This window comes from Streptomyces griseicoloratus, from assembly GCF_014534645.1.
Taxonomy (GTDB): Bacteria; Actinomycetota; Actinomycetes; order Streptomycetales; family Streptomycetaceae; genus Streptomyces; species Streptomyces griseicoloratus.
Genome location: NZ_JACVQF010000222.1, coordinates 54,070 through 74,030, shown reverse-complemented (window position 1 = coordinate 74,030; position 19,961 = coordinate 54,070). Strand labels below are relative to the sequence as shown.

The 19,961-nt window shown below is 73.5% G+C and carries 20 protein-coding genes; 14 read left to right on the top strand and 6 right to left on the bottom strand.

Features of this window, described 5'->3' with window-relative positions; genetic code table 11:
• Positions 1-40: 40 nt before the first annotated feature.
• The 7 genes from H0H10_RS29955 (at position 41) to H0H10_RS29925 (ending at position 7,854) form a co-directional block, all read left to right on the top strand.
• Positions 41-1,321, top strand: a complete 1,281-nt coding sequence (locus tag H0H10_RS29955) for a PucR family transcriptional regulator (RefSeq protein WP_188184274.1) — start codon at positions 41-43, stop codon at positions 1,319-1,321.
• 635 nt (positions 1,322-1,956) lie between these two features.
• Complete coding sequence (locus tag H0H10_RS29950) at positions 1,957-2,739, top strand: ABC transporter ATP-binding protein (protein ID WP_188184273.1); 783 nt, start codon at positions 1,957-1,959, stop codon at positions 2,737-2,739.
• Complete coding sequence (locus tag H0H10_RS29945) at positions 2,736-3,536, top strand: ABC transporter ATP-binding protein (RefSeq protein WP_188184272.1); 801 nt, start codon at positions 2,736-2,738, stop codon at positions 3,534-3,536. The genes H0H10_RS29950 and H0H10_RS29945 overlap by 4 nt, the downstream gene beginning before the upstream one ends.
• Positions 3,533-4,429 carry a branched-chain amino acid ABC transporter permease gene (locus tag H0H10_RS29940; protein ID WP_188184271.1) on the top strand — a complete coding sequence of 299 codons (897 nt, stop codon included), beginning with the start codon at positions 3,533-3,535 and terminating at the stop codon, positions 4,427-4,429. The genes H0H10_RS29945 and H0H10_RS29940 overlap by 4 nt, the downstream gene beginning before the upstream one ends.
• Positions 4,422-5,564 (top strand): branched-chain amino acid ABC transporter permease, encoded by a 1,143-nt coding sequence (locus tag H0H10_RS29935; RefSeq protein WP_188184270.1) that lies wholly within the window; start codon positions 4,422-4,424, stop codon positions 5,562-5,564. The genes H0H10_RS29940 and H0H10_RS29935 overlap by 8 nt, the downstream gene beginning before the upstream one ends.
• Positions 5,561-6,838, top strand: coding sequence for an ABC transporter substrate-binding protein (locus H0H10_RS29930; protein WP_188184269.1), 1,278 nt, complete (start codon positions 5,561-5,563; stop codon positions 6,836-6,838). Before H0H10_RS29935 ends, H0H10_RS29930 begins: the two co-directional genes overlap by 4 nt.
• 197 nt (positions 6,839-7,035) lie before the next feature.
• Positions 7,036-7,854, top strand: a complete 819-nt coding sequence (locus H0H10_RS29925; protein ID WP_188184268.1) for an SAM-dependent methyltransferase — start codon at positions 7,036-7,038, stop codon at positions 7,852-7,854.
• 63 nt (positions 7,855-7,917) lie between these two features.
• Here the strand turns inward: H0H10_RS29925 and H0H10_RS29920 are convergent, their stop codons facing one another.
• Together H0H10_RS29920 and H0H10_RS29915 are read right to left on the bottom strand one after the other, a co-directional pair.
• Positions 7,918-8,838 carry a helix-turn-helix domain-containing protein gene (locus tag H0H10_RS29920; RefSeq protein WP_188184352.1) on the bottom strand — a complete coding sequence of 307 codons (921 nt, stop codon included), beginning with the start codon at positions 8,836-8,838 and terminating at the stop codon, positions 7,918-7,920.
• A gap of 137 nt (positions 8,839-8,975) precedes the next feature.
• Positions 8,976-9,233, bottom strand: coding sequence for a DUF397 domain-containing protein (locus tag H0H10_RS29915; RefSeq protein WP_223180633.1), 258 nt, complete (start codon positions 9,231-9,233; stop codon positions 8,976-8,978).
• Between the two features lie 305 nt (positions 9,234-9,538).
• Here H0H10_RS29915 and H0H10_RS29910 point away from each other — a divergent pair, with 305 nt between their 5' ends.
• Both H0H10_RS29910 and H0H10_RS29905 read left to right on the top strand, forming a co-directional pair.
• Positions 9,539-10,084, top strand: coding sequence for a hypothetical protein (locus H0H10_RS29910; protein WP_188184266.1), 546 nt, complete (start codon positions 9,539-9,541; stop codon positions 10,082-10,084).
• Positions 10,085-10,212: 128 nt separating this feature from the next.
• Positions 10,213-11,982: an ABC transporter ATP-binding protein gene (locus H0H10_RS29905; RefSeq protein WP_188184265.1), complete on the top strand. Its 1,770-nt coding sequence runs from the start codon at positions 10,213-10,215 to the stop codon at positions 11,980-11,982.
• 99 nt (positions 11,983-12,081) lie between these two features.
• On the opposite strand, the gene H0H10_RS29900 is transcribed toward H0H10_RS29905, so the two are convergent.
• A complete protein-coding gene (locus H0H10_RS29900; protein ID WP_188184264.1) occupies positions 12,082-12,675 on the bottom strand; it encodes a TetR/AcrR family transcriptional regulator in 594 nt (197 codons plus the stop codon).
• Positions 12,676-12,760: 85 nt separating this feature from the next.
• Between H0H10_RS29900 and H0H10_RS29895 the strand changes: the two genes are divergently transcribed.
• The 4 genes from H0H10_RS29895 to H0H10_RS29880 all read left to right on the top strand — a co-directional run bounded on the left by H0H10_RS29895 (position 12,761) and on the right by H0H10_RS29880 (position 14,877).
• The gene (locus H0H10_RS29895) at positions 12,761-13,186 is read left to right on the top strand and encodes a nuclear transport factor 2 family protein (protein WP_188184263.1); all 426 of its coding nucleotides are present in this window, start codon (positions 12,761-12,763) and stop codon (positions 13,184-13,186) included.
• Positions 13,183-14,031, top strand: coding sequence for an NAD(P)H-binding protein (locus H0H10_RS29890; protein ID WP_188184262.1), 849 nt, complete (start codon positions 13,183-13,185; stop codon positions 14,029-14,031). Before H0H10_RS29895 ends, H0H10_RS29890 begins: the two co-directional genes overlap by 4 nt.
• 184 nt (positions 14,032-14,215) lie before the next feature.
• Complete coding sequence (locus H0H10_RS29885; protein WP_188184261.1) at positions 14,216-14,476, top strand: DUF5133 domain-containing protein; 261 nt, start codon at positions 14,216-14,218, stop codon at positions 14,474-14,476.
• A gap of 185 nt (positions 14,477-14,661) precedes the next feature.
• Positions 14,662-14,877 (top strand): hypothetical protein, encoded by a 216-nt coding sequence (locus H0H10_RS29880; protein ID WP_188184260.1) that lies wholly within the window; start codon positions 14,662-14,664, stop codon positions 14,875-14,877.
• 10 nt (positions 14,878-14,887) lie between these two features.
• On the opposite strand, the gene tgmB is transcribed toward H0H10_RS29880, so the two are convergent.
• Both tgmB and tgmA read right to left on the bottom strand, forming a co-directional pair.
• Positions 14,888-15,871: an ATP-grasp ribosomal peptide maturase gene (gene tgmB / locus H0H10_RS29875; RefSeq protein ID WP_188184259.1), complete on the bottom strand. Its 984-nt coding sequence runs from the start codon at positions 15,869-15,871 to the stop codon at positions 14,888-14,890.
• Positions 15,872-15,887: 16 nt separating this feature from the next.
• Complete coding sequence (gene tgmA, locus H0H10_RS29870) at positions 15,888-16,079, bottom strand: putative ATP-grasp-modified RiPP (RefSeq protein WP_003978169.1); 192 nt, start codon at positions 16,077-16,079, stop codon at positions 15,888-15,890.
• Between the two features lie 487 nt (positions 16,080-16,566).
• Between tgmA and H0H10_RS29865 the strand changes: the two genes are divergently transcribed.
• A complete protein-coding gene (locus H0H10_RS29865) occupies positions 16,567-17,700 on the top strand; it encodes a hypothetical protein (RefSeq protein ID WP_223180631.1) in 1,134 nt (377 codons plus the stop codon).
• A 111-nt stretch (positions 17,701-17,811) separates the two neighbouring features.
• Here the strand turns inward: H0H10_RS29865 and H0H10_RS29860 are convergent, their stop codons facing one another.
• Positions 17,812-19,941, bottom strand: coding sequence for a xanthine dehydrogenase family protein molybdopterin-binding subunit (locus H0H10_RS29860; protein ID WP_188184258.1), 2,130 nt, complete (start codon positions 19,939-19,941; stop codon positions 17,812-17,814).
• Positions 19,942-19,961: the final 20 nt, after the last annotated feature.

The following is a 19,961-nucleotide window of genomic DNA, read 5'->3' as shown; positions in this document are numbered from 1 at the left end:
GGGACGGCCCCGGAAAGCCCTAGCCAGGGGGAGGGCCGCCATGCAGCACGCCGTACGGTCACGAGCAGCGATCCGCAGCGGACTCACGCCCGTACCACGCCCGCGCACACCGAGCGTCGCGTCGCTGATCGACGCCGACGCCCTGTACGTCCTGCACCGGGCCGCCCGTGCCCTGCTCGACGACCTCCCCGGCCTCACCGACCGGCTGGTGGCCGCCCTGCACGAACAGGAGCCGGCCTACCGCGCCGCCGCCGCGAAGGACCCCTCCGGGACCTGGCAGGAGGCACACCGCTCGCTGCGGTACAGCGTGAACTCGCTGGTCGATCCGCGCGGTACCCGGGACGCGGCCCGCCGCTGCTCCTGGCGGATCGGCGCCGCCCGCGCCGAACAGGGACTGCCGCTGGACGCCCTGCTGCACGCGTTCCGCCTGGGCGGCTCCCTGGTGTGGCAGGGGCTGATCGAGGAGACCGCCCGCACCGCACCCGAGGACGTCCGCCTGCTGGTGCACGTGGCGGCCGACGTGTGGGACTTCGTCGACGAGCACTGCACCCTCGCCGCGGACGCCTACCGGCAGACCGAGTGGCAGCTCGGGCGGCGCCGCCGCGACCGTGCCCGGCTGCTGGCGGCCGGTCTCCTCGACGGCACCAGCCGCATCGCCGACCTGCCCGAGGCCGCCCAGGTGCTGGACCTGCCGGAACACGGCCGGTACGTCGTCGTCGCCGTGGCCGGCGGGCACCCCGCCCGTCCCGACGCCGCCCGGGCCGCCGCCGTACCCGACGGAACGCGGGTCCACTGGCACGCCGGCACGGACGTCGACTACGGCATCGTCCTGGTCGACGGCGCCGGCGAGGACGTACCGCCGGAACCGGAACCCGTGCCCGCGGCTCCGCCCCCGGGCGTCCGGATCGGCGTCGGCAGTCCCGTCGCCGGGCTGGCCGCGGTGGGCGAGGCGCGCAGGCTCGCCGACACCGCCCTCGGCGTCTGCCCCGAGGCCGGCGGCCGGGTCCGCCTCGCCGACCACCTGCCCGCGGCCCTGGTCGTCTCCAGCCCCGACCTGGGCGGGGCCCTCGCCCAGAAGGTGCTCGGACCACTGCTGCGGCTGGAACCCGCCGACCGGGAGGTCCTGCTGGACACCCTGACCACCTGGCTCGACTGCGACGGCTCGGCACAGCGGGCCGGCGAACGCCTCTACTGCCACCGCAACACCGTGCTCAACCGCCTGCGCCGCTGCGAGCAGCTCACCGGACGCTCCCTGGCCCGCCCGGCCGACCTGGTCGAAATCAGCCTGGCCCTGACCGCCCGCCGACTGCTGCGCGACTAGGCCCTGCCCGGCGGCCCGGGCCACAGCACACCGGCGATGGCTCGTCGACAGCCGCCACCGGGGCCGCGAGGCCCCCCGCCCCTGGGGCAGTCGGCGAGGGGGTGCCGGACTCCGGCGTCCGCAGCGTGATCCGCCGGCTTGTCGCCATGGGCGCGCGGGCTCCGGCGCGTCCGGCTGCGAGGCGGACGAGGGAGCCGGGGCGCCAGCCGCCACCGTCGCCGCCAGGTCCGCCGTCCTTGAGACAGTCGGCGAGGGGTGCGGACCCCGGCCTCCGCGGCGTGAGCCGCCGGCCTGTCCACATGGGCGCGCGGGCTCCGGCACGTCGGGCTGCAGGGCGGAGGAGGGAGCCGGGGCGGCAGCCGTCACCTTCGTCGCGAGGTCCGCGGGCCCTGATGCAGTCGGCGAGGGGGTGCCGGATTCCGGGGCCGTCCGCGGCATGAGCCGCCGGACCGGGGGCGGGAGGTTCCCGGCCGGATCGTCCGTGCCTGGGCATCCGCACAGACTCACCGGCCCCGGACTGGGACGCCGCAGCGACCCGGTCCGGTGGCCCTGTACGGCCCCCGCCGCCCGTGCTGTCGTGAGCTCCCCCCTTCCCCCGTCACCGTGCCGCTCCGGCACGGTCCCAAGGAGCCGCGATGCCCGCAGCACCACCGGACGGCGAACCCGCGCTGCACGTCGAGAGCCTCGACGTGACGTACGGGCGCGCCCTGTCCGCCCTCCGTTCCGTGTCCCTGACCGTTCCGCACGGCGGCGTCGTCGCCCTCCTCGGCGCCAACGGCGCCGGCAAGACGACCCTGCTGCGGGCCGTGTCGGGCACGCTGCGCCTGCACCGCGGCGCGATCACGGCCGGCCGCGTCCGCTACGGCGACACGGTCCTCGACGGCCGGGACCCGGTCGCCGCGGTACGCGCCGGAGTCGTCCAGGTGCCCGAGGGCAGGCGGGTGTTCGCCGGGCTCACCGTCGACGAGAACCTGCGGGCCGGCGGGCTCGGCCTCTCGCGGCGCGCCCCGGCCCAGGTCCGCCAGGCCCGGGACCGCGTCTTCGCCCTCTTCCCGCGGCTCGCCGAACGCACCCATCAGGCCGCCGGCCTGCTGTCCGGCGGCGAGCAGCAGATGCTGGCCATCGGCCGTGCCCTGATGGCCGCACCCCGGCTCCTGCTGCTCGACGAACCCTCGCTCGGCCTCGCCCCGCAGATGGTGCACCGGATCGCCGAGGTGATCCGCGAGATCCACACCCAGGGCACCGCGGTGCTGCTGGTCGAGCAGAACGCCGGCATGGCACTGTCCCTGGCCGACCACGCCCACGTCCTGGAGGTCGGCGAGATCGGGCTGTCCGGACCCGCCGGCGAACTCGCCCGGACGGACGCGGTGCGCCGCCTCTACCTGGGCGAGACCGCCGACGGTCAGGGGGCCGCGTGACCACCCGTACCGCCGCACCTCCCGCGCTCGACGTCCGGGACGTGACCGTGCGCTTCGCCGGCCTCACGGCCCTCGACGACGTCTCCTTCACCGTTGCCCCGGGCACCGTGCACGCCGTCATCGGACCCAACGGCGCGGGCAAGTCCACCTGCTTCAACGTCCTGTCCGGCCTGTACCGGCCCGCCCAGGGCTCCGTACGGCTCGGCGACGCCGAGCTGACCCGGCTCGCCCCGCACCGCATCGCCGCCCTCGGGGTGGCCCGCACCTTCCAGAACATCGTCACCACCCAGGGAACGGTCGCCGACAACCTGATGCTGGGCCGCCACGTCCTGTCCCGCGCCGGGTTCGCCGCCAGCGCCCTGCGCCTGCCGCGGGCGGCGCGCGAACAGCGCGAGCACCTCGCCAGGGCCCGCGAGATCGCCGAACTCACCGGTCTCGGCGAGCACTTCGAGACACCCGTCGCCCTGCTCTCCTACGGCGACCGCAAGCGGGTCGAACTCGCCCGCGCCCTCTGCCTGGAGCCCCGTGTGCTGCTGCTCGACGAACCCGTGGCCGGCATGAACGCCGGCGAACGCGCCCGCACCGCCGAGGTCGTCCGCGACGTCCGCGCCGAACTCGGCCTGTCCGTCGTCCTGGTGGAGCACGACATGGGACTGGTGATGCGCCTCGCCGACGAGGTCACCGTCCTCGACTTCGGCAGGGCGATCGCCCACGGCACCCCCGACGAGGTCCGCCGCGACCCCGAGGTGCTGCGCGCCTACCTGGGCACCGGCACCACGGGGGAGGACGCGGCATGACCGGCCTCCTCGACAACCTCCTCAACGGCGTCGCGCTCGGCTCCGTCTACGCCCTGATCGCCCTCGGCTTCGTCACCATCTTCAAGGCGTCCGGGGTCCTCAGCTTCGCTCACGGCTCCCTGCTGCTGCTCGGCGGCTACCTCGTCGCCGTCCTCCACGACGACCTCGGCTTCGCCGGAGCCCTGGCCCTGGCGGTCGTCGTGACGGCGCTCGTGGCCGGCGCACTGGACCGGCTCGTGCTCCAGCGCGTCGGCACCGACTCCCACGCCGCGCACGTGCAGACCATCGTCACCATCGGCATCGACATCATCCTGGTGACCGACCTGGCCCGCCGCATCGGTGGCGACCTGCTGACCCTGGGCGACCCCTGGGGCGACTCGGTGACCGACCTGGGTCCCGTCACGGTCGCCGACAGCCGCATCGCCGCCATCGTGGTGTCGGCGGTGGCCATCGCGGGGGCGTTCGCCCTCTTCCGGTTCACGCCCTGGGGCCTGTCCCTCAGGGCCGCCGCCGAGGACGCCGAGGCCGCCGCCCTCATGGGGGTACGCCTGACCCGGGTACGTGCGATCGCCTGGTGCCTGGCGGGCGGCCTCGCCGCGCTGGCCGCGGTCTTCCTCGTCGCGTTCCCGGCACCCGGTCTGGAGCGCACCACCGGGCAGATCGCGCTGAAGGCGTTCCCGGCCGCGATCCTCGGCGGCATGGCCTCCCCGGTCGGCGCGCTGGTCGGCAGCATGCTGATCGGTCTCACCGAGGCCCTCGTCGCCGGCTACCAGTCCGACCTGCACGTCCTCGGCGAGGGCTTCGGCGACGTCGCACCGTACGCCGTGATGGTCCTGGTCCTCCTGGTGCGCCCCACCGGGCTGTTCGCGGCGAGGGGAGCGGCCCGTGTCTGACGTCCTCACGTCCGTCCTCCGCAGGCGGGGCGGGTCCCTCCTGCTCGCGGTCCTCCTGTGCGCCCTGCCCTTCTACCTCGACGCCTTCTGGCTGCGCATCGGCCTGTTCTCCATGGCAGCGGCCATCGGCGCCGTCGGGATCGGCCTGCTCAGCGGAACCGCGGGACAGCTCTCCCTCGGCCACGCCTTCTTCCTCGCCGTCGGCGCCTACGGCTACGTGTGGCTCGCGGGCGAGCCCGGACCCGGGCTGCCGCCCGCCCTCGCGGCCGTCCTCGCGGTGCTGCTCGCCGGCGCGGCGGGCGGACTGTTCAGCCCCGTCGCCGGCCGGGTCAAGGGCGTCTACCTCGGCGTGGCCACCCTCGCCCTGGTCTTCCTCGGCCACCACGTCCTGCTCACCGCGGACTCCGTCACCGGCGGTTTCAACGGACGCTCGGTGCCGCCGCTGGAACTCGGCGGCTTCTCCTTCACGGAGACCGACCCCGAACTCACCGTCCTGGGCGTGCCGTTCGGCGCGGAGGAACGACTGTGGTACCTGGGCCTCGCCCTGTTCGCCCTGACCTGGTTCACCGCGCGCGGACTGCTGCGCGGACGCCCCGGCCGCGCCCTCGTCGCGCTGCGCGACAGCGAGACCGCCGCGTCCGTGATGGGCGTGCAGGTGGCCAGGTACCGCTCGGCGGCGTTCGTCGTCTCCTCGATGTACGCAGGCCTCGCCGGCGTCCTGCTGGCGCTCTCCTTCCGCCGCGTCGTGCCCGACTACTTCTCCCTCGCCCTCTCCGTCGACTACCTCGCCATGATCGTCATCGGAGGGCTCGGCTCCGTGGCCGGGGCCACCGCGGGAGCCGTCTTCATCACCGCGCTGCCGCTGCTGATGACCCGCTACGCCGACCAGTTGCCGCTGGTCGCCACCCCCGGCTCCGGCGACGGCTCGATCGGCCCGACCGAGGCCGCCCGCTACCTCTACGGCGCGGCGATCGTCGTGATCCTGCTGTACGCGCCCGACGGCCTGCACGGGCTGGCCCGCCGGACCCGTGCGCGTCTGCGCCGCCGGCGACCCGTCACCGCCCCGTCCGACGCCGGGCCCTCGCCCAGGACCCCCGCCACCACCACCGCACGAGCCAAGGAGCACACCCCGTGAACGTCACGCACCCCAGGCCCCGCACCACCCGGACCGCACTGGCCGCGGCACTGGCCGCCGTGCTGCTCGCGGGCACCGGCTGCAGCTCCAAGGCGGACGACAACGGCGCAGGCGACGGCGCCGACGGCGTCAAGGCCGGCCCCGGAGTCACCGACAAGGCCATCAAGCTGGGCGCGCTGACCGACCTGACCGGCCCCTACGCCACGCTCGGCAAGAGCATCGTGCAGGCCCAGCAGATGTGGGCCGACGAGACCAACGCCGCGGGCGGCATCTGCGGACGCAAGGTCGAGATCGTCGTCAAGGACCACGGCTACGACGTGCAGAAGGCGGTCACCGCGTACGCCGACATCTCCCCGGACGTCGTGGCGCTGCCCCAGGTCATCGGCTCGCCGGTGGTCGCGGCCCTGCTCGACGACATCCAGCGCGACAAGGTCCTGACCTTCCCGCAGGCCTGGGCGGCCTCCCTGCTCGGCAAGGACGCCGTCCAGGTCCTCGGCACCACCTACGACCTCGACATGATCGCCGCCGTCGACTTCCTGACCCGCACCAAGAAGGTCGCCGAGGGAGACACCATCGGCCACGTGTACTTCGAGGGCGACTACGGCGCCAACGCGCTGGAGGGCTCGCAGTGGGCGGCGCAGAAGGCCGGGCTGAAGGTCGTCGGCCAGAAGATCAAGGCCACGGACACCGACCTGTCCGCGCAGGTCTCGGCGCTGCGCAAGGCCGGCGTCAAGGCGGTCCTGATCAGCGCGGGCCCCGCCCAGACCGCCTCCCTCGCGGGCGTGGCCGCCTCCCGGGGCCTGCGCGTACCGATCGTCAGCAGCGCCCCCGGGTACGCCCCGCAGCTGATGAAGACGCCGGCCGCGGCGGCCCTGGAGGCCATGGTGCACGTGGTCAGCGCCGCACCGGCCGTCAGCTCCGACCTGCCGGGCGTGAAGAAGATGGTCGCCTCCTACGGCAAGAAGTACCCCGGCTCACCCGTCGACTCCGGTGTCCTGTCCGGGTACAACGCCGCCCAGCTGATGGGCGCCGACCTGAAGAAGGCCTGCGAGGACGGCAGCCTCGCCCGGGAGGACGTGGTCAAGGCGCACCGCTCCCAGAAGAACGCCGACACCGGCCTCGGCACCCCGCAGGACTTCACCGACGTCACCATGCCCGCGAGCCGGTCCACATACGTGCTGAAGCCGGACCGCAAGGCGGTCGGCGGCGTGGTGAACGTGGAGGAGGCCCACCGGGCGCCCGGGATCGACGAGTACCTGGCCTCGCGCGGCTGACGCGGCGCACGTCTCCCGGTCCGCGGCAGGAGCGCGGACCGGGAGGGCGCCGGTCACCGGAGGCGTGCCCAACCTGCCTGATCCGGGGGCATGTTGTGCGGATTCCGCTCGTGCCCTGGTTTCGGCGAACGCGAGCTCCCTAGGATGTACTCTCTGTCAGGCCGGTGCAGTTGGCGCGGTACGGAGCTGGGGGAACGATGCAAGGCGACAAGCAGCTGTCCACGGAGATCGACGCCAACGTGCCCACGGCCGCGCGTATGTACGACTACTACCTGGGCGGCAAGGACAACTACGCGGCCGACCGCGCCGCGGTCGAGGAACTCGACAAGGTCGTGCCCAGCACGCGCCGGCTCGCCCTGAACAACCGGCGCTTCCTGCAGCGGGTGGTGAAGACCCTCGCGGAGGATTACGGCATCCGCCAGTTCCTCGACCACGGGTCAGGTCTGCCGACGCAGGACAACGTCCACCAGGTGGCCCAGCGCATCGACCCCGAGTCGCGCGTGGTCTACGTCGACAACGACCCGATGGTCCTCGTCCACGGCCGGGCGCTGCTGGACCAGAACGACCGCACCGCCGTCATACACGCCGACATGCGCTCCACCGACGAGATCTTCTCCCACCCGGACACCCGGCGGCTGATCGATTTCTCGCAGCCGGTGGCCGTGCTGTTCAACTCGGTCTTCCACTGCATACCGGACAGCGACACCGACGGCCCGACGGCCGTCGTCCGCCGGGTGAGCGAGCATCTCGTGCCCGGCAGCTACGCGGTGATGTGCCAGCTCGTCAGCGACGACCCGGAGGTCCGCCGGTCCGTCACGGAGTTCATGGACCAGGCGACGCAGGGGCACTGGGGCCGGGTCCGCGAGGAGAAGGACGTCGCGGAGTGGTTCGAGGGCATGGAGATACTCGAACCGGGACTGGTGGAGGTGTCCACCTGGCGGCCGGACAACGAGGTGGCTCCGCGCCAGCTCACGCAGGAGTGGATCGAGTTCGGCGGCGTCGGCCGCCTCCGCTAGCACCGGGGTCCGGGGCCGCGCGCGACGGCGCAGACCGCCCGTGCGGTCCCGTGTGGGGCCGTACTACCGCACGGGGTAGCGCCCGGCCATCGTCGACCGCAGCATCTCCAGGGAATCGCGGGGCGTCAGCGCCTCGTCGGCGAGCCGGTCCAGCGCGAACCGGTACTCCTCGGTCTCGTCGCGGTCCTCCAGGAAGTTGGCGCTCTTGATGTGCTCCAGGTAGACCACGTCGGGCAGATCGATGCCGCCGAAGCGGAGGTAGGTGACCGGGATGGCGGGCGCCGAAGCGTTCGTCACGTTCAGCGGCACGATCTGCAGGGTCACATTGGGGCGTTCGGCCATCTCGACGAGGTGCGTGAGCTGCTCACGCATGACCTCGGAGCTGCCCAGCACCCGCAGCAGCACCGACTCGTCGATGATCGCCCAAAGCTGCGGCGCGTCGGTGCGCAGGAGCAGCTCGGCGCGGCGCATGCGCAGCTCGACCCGGCGCTGCACCTCGGCGGCGGGCGCGTTCGGCAGGCCCCGCTCGACCACGGCCCGGGTGTAGGCCGCCGTCTGGAGCAGGCCGGGAACGTACTGGATCTCGAAGGTGCGGATGGTCGCGGCGGCCTCCTGGAGGCCCACCAGCCGGTCGAACCACTCGGGCATGAGCCGCTTGTCGTAACGCTGCCACCAGCCCGGCTCGCCGGCCCGCCGCAACAGCTTGAGCAGCACCGACGCCTCGTAGGCGTCGGTGCCGTACAGCTCCAGCAGTGCGCGGACGTCGTTCTCCGTCGGCGGCCTGCGGCCCTTGCCCGACTCGATGCGCGAGAGCTTCGCCGGGCTGAACCCCAGCTCGCGCGCCGCCTGCTCCTGGGACAGACCGGCGTCGTCGCGGAAGCCCGCCAGCTGGACGCCGACGAGCATCTTCAGCAGGGTCGGCGCCGGCTCGGGCCGGTCGAGATACGGTTCGAGACGGGAGATGCGATGCGACGAGGCGGACATCCTGGCTCCCAGCAGACCGGCAGACTTGAGAAGCACACTATCTCATCCCGTCGGTCGCCCGCGCATCCGCCGGTGGAATTCGGCTAGTTGGGCTCCGTTTCGCCGCCGCTGCCCCGTCGGCGACTCTCCCGGGCGTCTCACAGCAAGTGGTCGAACTCGCCTTCCTTCGCCCCGGCCAGGAAGGCAGCCAGCTCCGCCGAGGTGTAGACGAGCGCCGGGCCGTCCGGGTCGCGGGAGTTGCGCATCGCGATGCCTCCGTCCACGAGGGCGACCTCGACGCAGTTGCCCTCGGCATTGCTGTGCCGGCTCTTCATCCAGCAGGCGTCCAGCGAGCTGGCCTGCACTCCGTTCCGTGGCACCGCGGTCTCCTTGCCGTTCGGGGGAGCGGGCCGCATCTCACCGGCCCCTCACGAGCTCCCGGCCGATTTTTTCCGCGCAATTTCTCGTGCAATTGCACGCGAGCGCTGTCTGCGTGGATAATAGCCGTGGCGTCAACCCCCGGTTGTGCGCCCTCTGCTGACGTCGCATCAGGGAGATGCCGTGCCATCACCTGCGCACCGAACCCTCCGTCCGCTCGGCGAGCCCGCGTCGGGGGCACTGCGCACCGCGCGCGGCGGGGAGGGGTTCATCCGGCACCCCGGACACCTGACGCCGACCAGCCCTCACACCTGACCCGACTGCCGCGGAAGGGCCCCACACCATGCGCAGCGCTCCGACCCCACGCCCGAGCACCGAGCGCACCGATTTTCAGACGCCGTCGTCCGGACCGGCCGGCAGGGCCCCCCTCGCCGGGCTGGACCGGGTGCCCTGGGACGAGATCCAGGACTCCAGCGGCTCCGCGGCGGCCATTCCCCGCCTGCTGGAGAACGTCGCCTGGGGCGACCCGGAGACCGCCGCCGCCGCGCTCGGCGATCTGCGTAAACGCATCTGTCAGTACGGCTTCGTCGTCGAGCAGGCGACCGCCGCGACGGTTCCCTTCCTGTGGGAGCTGGCGCAACGGCCCCAGGTGAACTGCCGGGCGCAGATCATCCAACTGCTCAAGAACATCGCCGACGCCCGGCAGTGGGAGAGCACGGCCGCCGTCTATCCCAAGCTGCTCAACCACCGGGAGAACCCCGTGGCCTGGGAGCGCGCGGCGCGGCAGGCCGTGCGCGCCCGGCGGGGCGCCCTGCGGGGCCTGCTGGCCGAGGGCGACACCGAGATCACCCGGGCCACCACCGAACTCGCCCGCACCCTCGGGGACTGAGACCCGCGCCCTCCGCGGGGGAGAAGGCGCGGGTCTCCTCCCGGCGTACGCGACGGTGTGGCGCACTCCTGGCCGACGGGGTAAGAAAGCGCTTGCCCCAGATCTTGGCGACCAGGAGGACCACGCCGATGGCGTCGTCGTTGGAAAGACCCCTCGACCACCGGTACCGCGGTGAGCACCCGATACGCACGCTCTTCTATCTCTTCCGCGCCGACCGCCGCCGCCTCGCCGGGGCGGTCGTCGTCTTCACCGTCAAGCACAGCCCCGTGTGGCTGCTGCCCCTGATCACCGCGTCCATCATCGACACCGTCGTCCAGCACGGCCCGATCGGCGACCTGTGGACCAGCACCGGGATCATCATGTTCATCCTGGTGGTCAACTACCCGCTGCACGTGCTGTACGTCCGCCTCCTGTACGGCAGCGTCCGCCGGATGGGCACCGCTCTGCGCTCCGCGCTGTGCACGCGCATGCAGCAGCTCTCCATCGGCTACCACTCGCGCGTCAGCGCCGGCGTGCTGCAGGCCAAGGTCGTCCGGGACGTGGAGACCGTGGAGCAGATGGTCCAGCAGACCGCGGAGACCGGGCTCGGCGCGCTGACCGTCCTCACCGGCGGGCTGGTCATCATCGCCGTGCGGACACCGGAGTTCCTGCCCGTCTTCCTCGTCGTGGTGCCCGCCGCCTCCCTTCTCGTGGCCCGGCTCAGGGCACGGCTGCGCACCCACAACGAGCACTTCCGCCACGAGGTCGAGACCCTCTCCTCCCGGGTCACGGAGATGACCCGGCTCATCCCGGTCACCCGCGCCCACGGCCTGGAGGGCAAGGCGCTGCGCCGCATGGACGGCACGCTGCACCGCCTGCTCACCTCCGGACTGCGACTGGACCTGGTCAACGGCCGGTTCGGCTCGCTGGCCTGGGTCGTGCTCAACGTGGTCGGTGTGCTGGTCCTCGCCGGTGCCGCGCTGATCTCGTACTACGACGTCTGGGGCGTCACCGCGGGCGATGTCGTCATGCTCAGCGCGTTCCTGACCACCCTCACCAACTCGACGACGACGCTGGCGGGGCTGGCCCCGGTCATCACCAAGGGCCTGGAGTCCGTCCGTTCGGTCGGCGAGGTGCTCCAGGCGCCCGAACTGGAGGACAACGAGGGCAAGGCCGAGCTGACCTCGCTGCGCGGGGCCGTCACGTTCGAGAACGTCGGCCACGCCTACGACGGCGACGGACGGCCGGCCGTACGGGACTTCACGCTCGCGGTCGAACCCGGCGAGACCGTCGCGCTGGTGGGGGCGTCCGGCGCCGGCAAGTCCACCGTGCTCAACCTGGTGATCGGCTTCCTGCGCCCCACCTCGGGCCGGCTGCTGCTCGACGGCGTCGACATGAACACCCTGGACCTGCGCACCTACCGGCGGTTCGTCTCGGTGGTGCCGCAGGAGTCCATCCTCTTCGACGGCACGATCCGGGAGAACGTCGCGTACGGCATGGACGACGCCGACGAGGAGACGGTGCGCGCGGCGCTGCGCGACGCCAACGCGCTGGAGTTCGTCGACCGGCTGCCCCAGGGCCTCGACACCCTCGTGGGGGAGCACGGCGCCCGGCTGTCCGGCGGGCAGCGGCAGCGCCTGGCCATCGCCCGCGCCCTGATCCGCGACCCCAAGGTACTGATCCTGGACGAGGCCACGTCGGCCCTGGACACCCGGTCGGAGGCGCTGGTCCAGCAGGCGCTCGCCCGGCTGCTGCGGGGACGCACCACGTTCGTCGTGGCGCACCGGCTGTCCACCGTGCGCGGCGCCGACCGGATCGTGGTGATGGGGGACGGCCGGATCGAGGAGACCGGCACCCATGAGGAACTCCTGCGCAGGGGAGGGGCGTACACGGCCCTGCACAGCGGTCAGGTCGCCTGACGGGGATTTCTGCCGCAGGGCCCCGTCCGGCGGCCGCAGCCGGACGGGGCCCGCCGCGAACCGAGCCGGAAGCCCTCATCGGGGCGCACCGGGGAGCGGTCAGGCCGGTTCCCGCCGGGTGCCGAGGACGCCGGCGGTGAAGTCCGCCAGCTGCGCCCGCAGGCGGTCGCGCGGCACGGACTCACGGCCCGCCAGGTGCTCCACGAGATCGGCCCGGGTGGCGGCGAGCAGCGCATGGGCGGCGAAGCCGCCGTCGCCGTGGCCGGGAACCTGCTCCAGCAGGCCGCGCAGCAGGGCGTGCCAGCGCTCGTAGTGCGCCGCCCCGTACGGGCTGTCGCTGCCGGTCCCTTCCAGGGCCAGCGCGAGATGGCGGTTGTCGAGCTTGAAGCAGAGCAGGGCGTCGAGGAGCGCGGGCACGCGCAGGTGCGGCGGGGCGGAGGGGCCCAGCGGCGCCGGGCCCGACGTGACGGCTTCCTCGACCGGCTCCAGGCGCGCCTCGTACAGCGCCCGGATCAGGCCGACGCGGTCGCCGAAGGCCCGGAAGAGCGTCCCCTTGCCGACGCCTGCCTCCGCCGCGATGTCGGCCATGGTGACGTCGTCGGGGCGGTCGCAGCGGGCGAAGAGGGCGTCGGCGGCCTCCAGGACGGCCGCCCGGTTGCGGACGGCGTCCTTGCGGGGCTTGCGCTCGGGCACGTGCCTGCTCCTTTGCAAAGCGGACCGGTGGTCCGTATTGTTTAAAGCGGACCTGAAGTCCGGATTCTACTGGAGAGGGACACCCATGCCCGCACACATGCCCCCGGCGGAGCTGTACCGCCACAGCCTGCGTCTGCTGCTGGACAAGAACATCCCCGACTGGGTCGCCCTGTGGGCCGAGGACGGCGTCATGGAATTCCCCTTCGCCCCCGAGGGCTGGCCGGTCCGGCTGGAGGGCAGGGAGGCCGTCGCCGCCTACATGCGCCACTACCCGGACCACATCGACCTGCACGACTTCCCCGACGTGCGGATCCACCGGACCGCCGACCCGGAGGTGATCGTGGTCGAGATGCGCGGTGCCGGCCGCCTGGTGGAGACCGGCGCGCCCTTCGAGGCGACCTACATCGCCGTGGTCACCGTCCGCGAGGGGCGCATCGCCCACTACCGCGACTACTGGAACCCCCTCGTCGCCGCTCAGGCCGGCGCCGACTTCGCCGGGAGCGCCCGATGAGCACCACCGGAACCGTCCTGGTCACCGGGGCCACCGGCACGACCGGCAGCCGTACCGCCGCCCGGCTGATCGCCGCCGGTCACCGCGTGCGGGCCGCGAGCCGGCGTGCGACCCCGCTCCCCGGCGCCGAGCCGGTCCGCTTCGACTGGTACGACCCCGGCACGCACGGCCCCGCCCTGGAGGGGGCCGACCGCGTCCACCTCGTCCCGCCCGTGGGCGACGGCGACCCGGCCGCGGTCATGCTGCCCTTTCTCCGGCGGGCCCGTGCCGCCGGTGTGCGCCGCGTGGTGCTCCTCAGTTCCTCGGCCATCCCGGAGGGCGGCCCGGCGGTCGGGGCGGTGCACGCGGCCCTGCCCGGCCTGTTCGACGAGTGGGCGGTGCTGCGGCCGTCCTGGTTCATGCAGAACTTCACCGGCACGCACGCCCACGCCGTCAGCATCCGCGAGGAGGGTGTCATCATGACGGCCGCCGGGAGCGGCAGGGTCGGCTTCGTGGACGCCGATGACATCGCGGCCGTCGCCGTACGTGCGCTGACCGACGACGACGCCCCCGGCACGGACCTGATCCTCACCGGGCCCGAGGCGCTCGGCTACGACGACGTCGCGGCGATCCTCGGCGACGTGCTCGGCCGGCCGGTGGTCCACCGCCGCCTGACCTACGAGCAGATGCGTGACCGCCTCACGGCGCAGGTGCCGCCCGATTTCGCCGCGATGCTGGCCGGCATGGACCGCGCCATCGCCGACGGGGCCGAGGACCGGACCACCGACGTCGTCGAGCGCCTCACCGGCCGGCCGCCGCACGGCTTCCGCGCGGTCGTCGAACGGGAGTTGGTGCGCGGAGGGTGATCCGGCCGGCCGGTGCGCCGGGTGCCGTTGTTGCATCCCCTTTCGACTGCTTCGTCCTCCGTTTTGATTGATGATCGGTCAGGAATCGAAAGATTTCGGTCAATCGGAAGCGGGGGCGCGCATGATGTGAATGTTTCGGCTGTGTCCGGGCATACGCAGCGAAAAATCGAGAGAGGGGCGCTACGTGCTCGAACCGGACCCGAAGGTCGTCAGAGAGGTGCTGACGCGCTACGCGTCGCTGCGGATCGCTCAGGCGGAGCGGGAGAGGCCGGCGACGGCGCGCGAGCTGGCGGACGTGAGCTACACCCTGTGCGTGATGATGGCGACGACCAGCATCCACGACGCGGTGGCCAAGGCGGACGCCCTGCTGCTCGCCAAGGGACGGACCGCCGTGGCCGAGGCGGCGGAGGCCGAAGGGGAGAAGGACCTGCCGCTGGCCGTGTGACACCTCCCTCCGCGGAGTCCGCCCGCGCTCGCGGCCGGCGAACCGGGCCGTCCGCCCCCCGCGAGACCGTGCCCGAGGTCATGTCACCTCATCGGTGGAAGATGCACCCACCCGGTGGACGGACGCCTAGACTTCTCGGGCGCGCCTCCGTGCGGGGGCGGACGACACGAAAGGCACGTTGACGGGTGTTCCAGGATTCCCCCATCTACGACCGACTCGTCGCCGAATGCGGTGACGTCCCCACGCAGGTGCGCCGGGAGGCCGAGCGCGTGAACCGGGAACTGGAGGTCGTCCTGCGCCCGTTGCACGCTCCCGGCCACGGGCCCGGCGCCGAGCGCCCGCCGTCCCCGGGCAACGGCTGGCAGCGCACCGCCCTGCTGCCCGGCCCGCGCCACCACTGACGGGGCTCCTTCAACGGGCCGTGCTCCGCGCGTCGTCGGCGGGCGCCTGATCCCCGGGCCCGGGCCGGGCCAGCCACTCGGCGATGGTGCGGGCGATCGGCTGGCCCGTGTCCACCTCGACGAAGCCGAACTGCCCCGACTGGTTGCACTCCAGGAACCACCAGGTCCCGTCGCCGTCCTCGGCGAAGTCGAAGGCGCCGTAGGCGAGTCCGGCCTCGCGGATGTAGGCGCGGACGGTCTCGGCGACGCGCGGCGGCACCTCGGCCGGGCGCCACGGCTCGCCGGACGGGTCGAAACGGACGTCCACCTCGTCGGCGTCCGGCCCCGCGGCGACGGTCCTGCGCGCGGCCAGCAACCGGTCGCCCACCACGGTGAGGCGGATGTCGGCCCGCTTGGCGACCCGCCGCTGCAGCAGCGTCGGGCCGAGGGCGACGGCCGAGAAGTCGGCCTCCGGGGAGACCCTGCTGGTGGGCACGGCCCGGGGCGGATCCTGTGGATGCGCCCCCGACACGGGCTTGACCACCAGATCCGGGTAGCGCTCGGCGAACTCCCGGGCCGCCCGCGGGAACGTCGTGATCAGCGTGGCGGGAACGGGCAGGCCGCACTGCTGCGCCAGCCGCAGCTGCCAGGGCTTGTGACGGGCCCGGCGGGCCGCGTCGGGATGGTTCATCCAGCGCGCCCCGCAGCCGCGGAGCATGCCGTAGAGCGCCTGGGCCGACTCCTCGGTCAGCCATGCCGAGGGCGTGGCCGCCCGAGCGGCCGGATCCCCCGGTCTGCGCACCCAGACCGAGCGCAGCCCGCCGATGCTCACCAGGCGGCCCCCGGACGACAGATGGCCGCGGAAGGAGCCGTGCACGAACTCCCCGGAGAGCGAGACGGAAGCCGTCAGGTCGGCCGGGTCCAGGCGGACCACCGGCACCCCCGCCGCGTTCAGGTGCACGACGACCATGTCGGCCGTGACGTCCTCGTCAGAGGTCAGGATCAGCACGGTCATTCTCGACGGTCCGTGTTCAGTCGTCGAAGTGGGTCTTCGAGCCCGCGGTGGACGTCGTGGTCCCCAGTTCCCTCAGCAGGGCGTGGTCACAGGCGGCCACGCGCCCGTCGAGGAGTACGTTCAACTGCAGCCCGCTGTCGTACACGTAGGGAGTGGTGGCTTCCAACTCCACTGCGGGCCGTGCGTAGTTGAGCGCGAACGGTTGCATCGTCTCTCCCTCGTCGGTGCTGCGCCGATCAAGCGATGGTCCCTGTGCGCCGTCGCCTGGTCCGCCGACTTCCTTCGGCTTCCAGAGACTTATACGAATCGAACGAGTGAATGGTTTCCTTACGCAGCGTAGTCGTGGGGCCCGCTCGCGCCCGGGCGGCGGCCCGCGGTCCGCCGCAGCTCGCCGAGAGGCCGCGCACAGTGCGCGGAGCGAGGATCGGTACGCCGCCGGGTGCACGGACTGCGCACCGGGCCGGCCGGAAGCGCCACGGTCCTACCCACCCCGCCCCTTCTCGTCGTGCCGTGGCGCACGCCCCCACTCTCTGGATTCCCTCTCGGGCCGCCGATATGGCTGTGCGACGGCTCTCTCCTCCCCGTGGCCCACCCCGAGTGGCACAGCGCGGCGGGCGCGCCTAGAAATGGTGACCAAGTCGCGTGTCGCAGGTCGGGGACGCAGGAGCGGCCGCATCCCATCCCACGGAGAGATCATGACCACCGGCTCGTCATCCGCCCGTCCGTCCGAGTACGTCATAGCCCCCGACGACGACCTCCCGGACATCCTCGACGAACAGTGCCCGACTCCGGAGCCCGCCCCTCCGGACGCGGCGACGGCGGCCCACGGCGACCCCGTCGGCGACCTGGTGCGGGCCGCCGTGGCCGACCGGCCGCTGGAGGACGTCGCCGACCTCATCACGACGCTGGAGCGGTCCCCCGAGCACGCGCGGGCCACCGTCGACGCCCTCCGCGCGGTCGGCGTGAGCCGCTCCGTCGAGGACGTCACCCGGCTGGCCGGCCTGCTGACCCGGCCGCCGCGCAGCCCCGACAGCGCGGACGAGGCGATCCGCGCCGCCGCCGCATGCCGTTCGGTGGAGGAGGTGTCCCGGCTGATGGAACTGCTGCACCGGACGCCGCTGGAACCGCACTGCGGCCAGGAGGCCGTGCGGGCCGCGGCCACCGGCCGGCCCGTCGAGGACCTGGTGCGGCTGATCGGACGCCTGGCCGAGAACGGACGGGCGCACCCGGACCGGCCGGCGGCCGCACTCCCACCGCTCCCGGAGGAGACCGGCGACGCGCGGGCGCCGCAGCGGGCCCGCCGGTGGTCGAGGTTCACCGCTGTGCCGGGTGCGGGGATCCGAGCCCGCCGGGAACGCCGAAGGGACCCGCGCCCGGCGCGCGACCGCGCCGGGCGGCACCCCGCGAGGGGACCGGTCTGGCCGACCAGGCTCACCGTCGCCGCCCTCGCCGGGTGCGGGGTCGCCTACTTCCCGCTGCACCAGAACGGCGCGTCCCCCCGTGCCTACGGACTCGCCCTCGGTCTGTCGGCGCTCTGCCTGGTGCTCGCCCTGCTGCTGACGGTGCGGCCGGCCGTACCGATGCTCGCCGCGGCCGTCGTCGGACCGGCGGCCCTGGCCATGGCCAAGCAGTACGGCAGTGCCGCGCCCTCCGCGCGCGTCTCCCCGGCGGTGGAACTGACGCTCGCGCCGACCTGGATCGCCGTTCCCGTCGCGGTGTGCGCCTCGCTGGTCGCGCTGACCGCCCTGTGCGTACGGAGTGCCCGGCAGGCGCCGGACAGGCCCTGGCCGGCGCGCCCGATCGCCCGGGCGAGCCGCGCCGCGGACTGACCGCCCGCCCACGAACCGCCGCTGCCGGCGACCCCCGCGTCCGGGTCGCCCCGGCCCCGCCGCTGAGCCGGAGGCCGGCCCGGGCGTCTGGCCTGACCCGACCCGCTCGGGTCAGGCACCCAACGTGCCCGCCGGGTGCTCGTGTCCGAGCAGACCGGTCAGCACCCGGTCCGGAGTGAGCGGGAGTTCACGGAAGCGGACACCGGTGGCATGGTGCACGGCGTTGCCGACGGCCGCCGCCGTCCCCACGATGCCGATCTCGCCGATCCCCTTGCTGCCCATCGGGTTGAGATGGGCGTCGTCCTCCTCGACCCAGTGCGCCTCCACGGCCGGCACGTCCGCGTGCGCGGGCACGTGGTACGAGGCCAGGTCGGACTGGGTGAAGTCGCCGAACGCCGGGTCCATCGTGCTGTCCTCGGTCAGCGCCATGCCCAGGCCCATCGTCATTCCCCCGATGAACTGGGAGCGCGCCGTACGGGCGTTGAGGATGCGTCCCGCCGCGAACACGCCCAGCAACCGGCGCACCCGTACCTCACCGGTGACCGTGTCCACCGCGACCTCGGCGAAATGCGCCCCGAAGGCATGCCGCGACCAGGGACTGTCCGCGTCGGCCTCGCCCGAGGTGTCGGCGGTCGCCGTGACGCCCTCCGCGGGCAGCGGCCCCGAGTGCCCGGCCAGCCGGTCCCGCAGCCGGACGCACGCCCCGTGCACGGCCCAGCCCCAGGAGGCGGTGCCGGACGAGCCGCCGGCCAGCGTCGCGGCCGGCAGGTCGCTGCTGCCCACCTCGATGCGGACCCGCTCCAGCGGCACGCCGAGGGCGTCGGCCGCGATCTGCGCGAGGACCGTGCGGGCCCCCGTGCCGATGTCGGTGGCGTTGACGCGCACCAGGAAGGCGCCGTCGGGCAGGGCCTGCGCCGACGCGGTGGACGGCGCGACCAGCACCGGATACGTGGCCGCGGCCACCCCGGTACCCACCAGCAGGGGCCCCTCGGCGCGCGACCGGGGCCGTGGGTCGCGCCCGGACCAGCCGAACCGGCGGGCGCCCTCGCGCAGACACTCCACGAGATGCCTGCTGCTGAAGGGCTTGCCGCTGTCCGGCTCGGTCTCCGGCTCGTTGCGGATCCGCAGCTCCACCGGATCCATGCCGAGCTCGGCGGCGAGCTCGTCCATGGCGGACTCCAGCGCGTACATGCCGGGCGACTCGCCCGGTGCGCGCATCCAGGACGGCGTGGGCACGTCCAGCCGGGCCACCCGGTGCAGCGTGCGGCTGTGGGGTGCCGCGTACATCACGCGCGAGGGCACCGCGGCCTGCTCCACGAACTCCTTGACGCGCGAGCTCTGCGTCGTCACCTCGTGCACCAGGGACGTGAGCCGGCTGTCGGCCCCGGCACCGAGGCGGAGCCGTTGCAGGGTCGGCGCGCGGTGGCCGACGACGGCGGGCAGGAAGCGGCGTGGCAGGGCGAGCGTGACCGGACGGCCCGTGTGCCTGGCCGCCATCGCGGCGAGCACCACGTCGGGGCGGGGCGTGCCCTTGGAGCCGAAGCCCCCGCCGACGTGCTCGGCGGTCACCGAGATCCGGTCCTCGGGCAGCTCGAACATCGCGGCCAGCGCGGCCCGCACCGCGTTGGTGCCCTGGCTGGAGGTGCGCACCACCAGCCGGTCGCCGTCCCAGAACGCGGTGCTGGCATGGGGTTCCATGGGGTGGTTGTGCAGCGGCGGCACCCGGTACTCGACGTCCACCCGGGTCGCCGACGAGGCGAACGCGGCATCGGGATCGCCGTGTTCGCTCACGGCCGGGTAGCCTCCGTTCGCCTCCCGGGGCACATAGGCCTGCGGATGCGACGCCGTCAGCGTCACGTCGTGGGGCTCCTCCTCGTAGGTGACGCGGACGGCGGCCGCCCCGGCCCGGGCCGCCTCCAGGGTCTCGGCGACCACCAGGGCCACGAACCAGCCACGGTGCGGTACCCGGGGGCTCTGCAGCACGGCCAGGACGGGATCGTCCGGTTCGGCGAGCCGGGGCGCGTTCTCGTGCGTGAGCACCGCGAGCACGCCGGGCAGCGCGAGCGCCGGCCCGGGGTCGATGCCGGTCACCCGGCCCCGCGCGACCGTCGCCGGAACGGGCCGGCAGTGGGCGCGGCCCGGGAAGTCGAACTCGGCGGCGTACCGGGCGGTGCCGGTGACCTTCTCCCGCCCCTCCCGGCGCTCGGCGGGAGCGCCCAGGACGGTCTCGGTGCCGGTCATGGAGTCCTCCTCGTGGACGC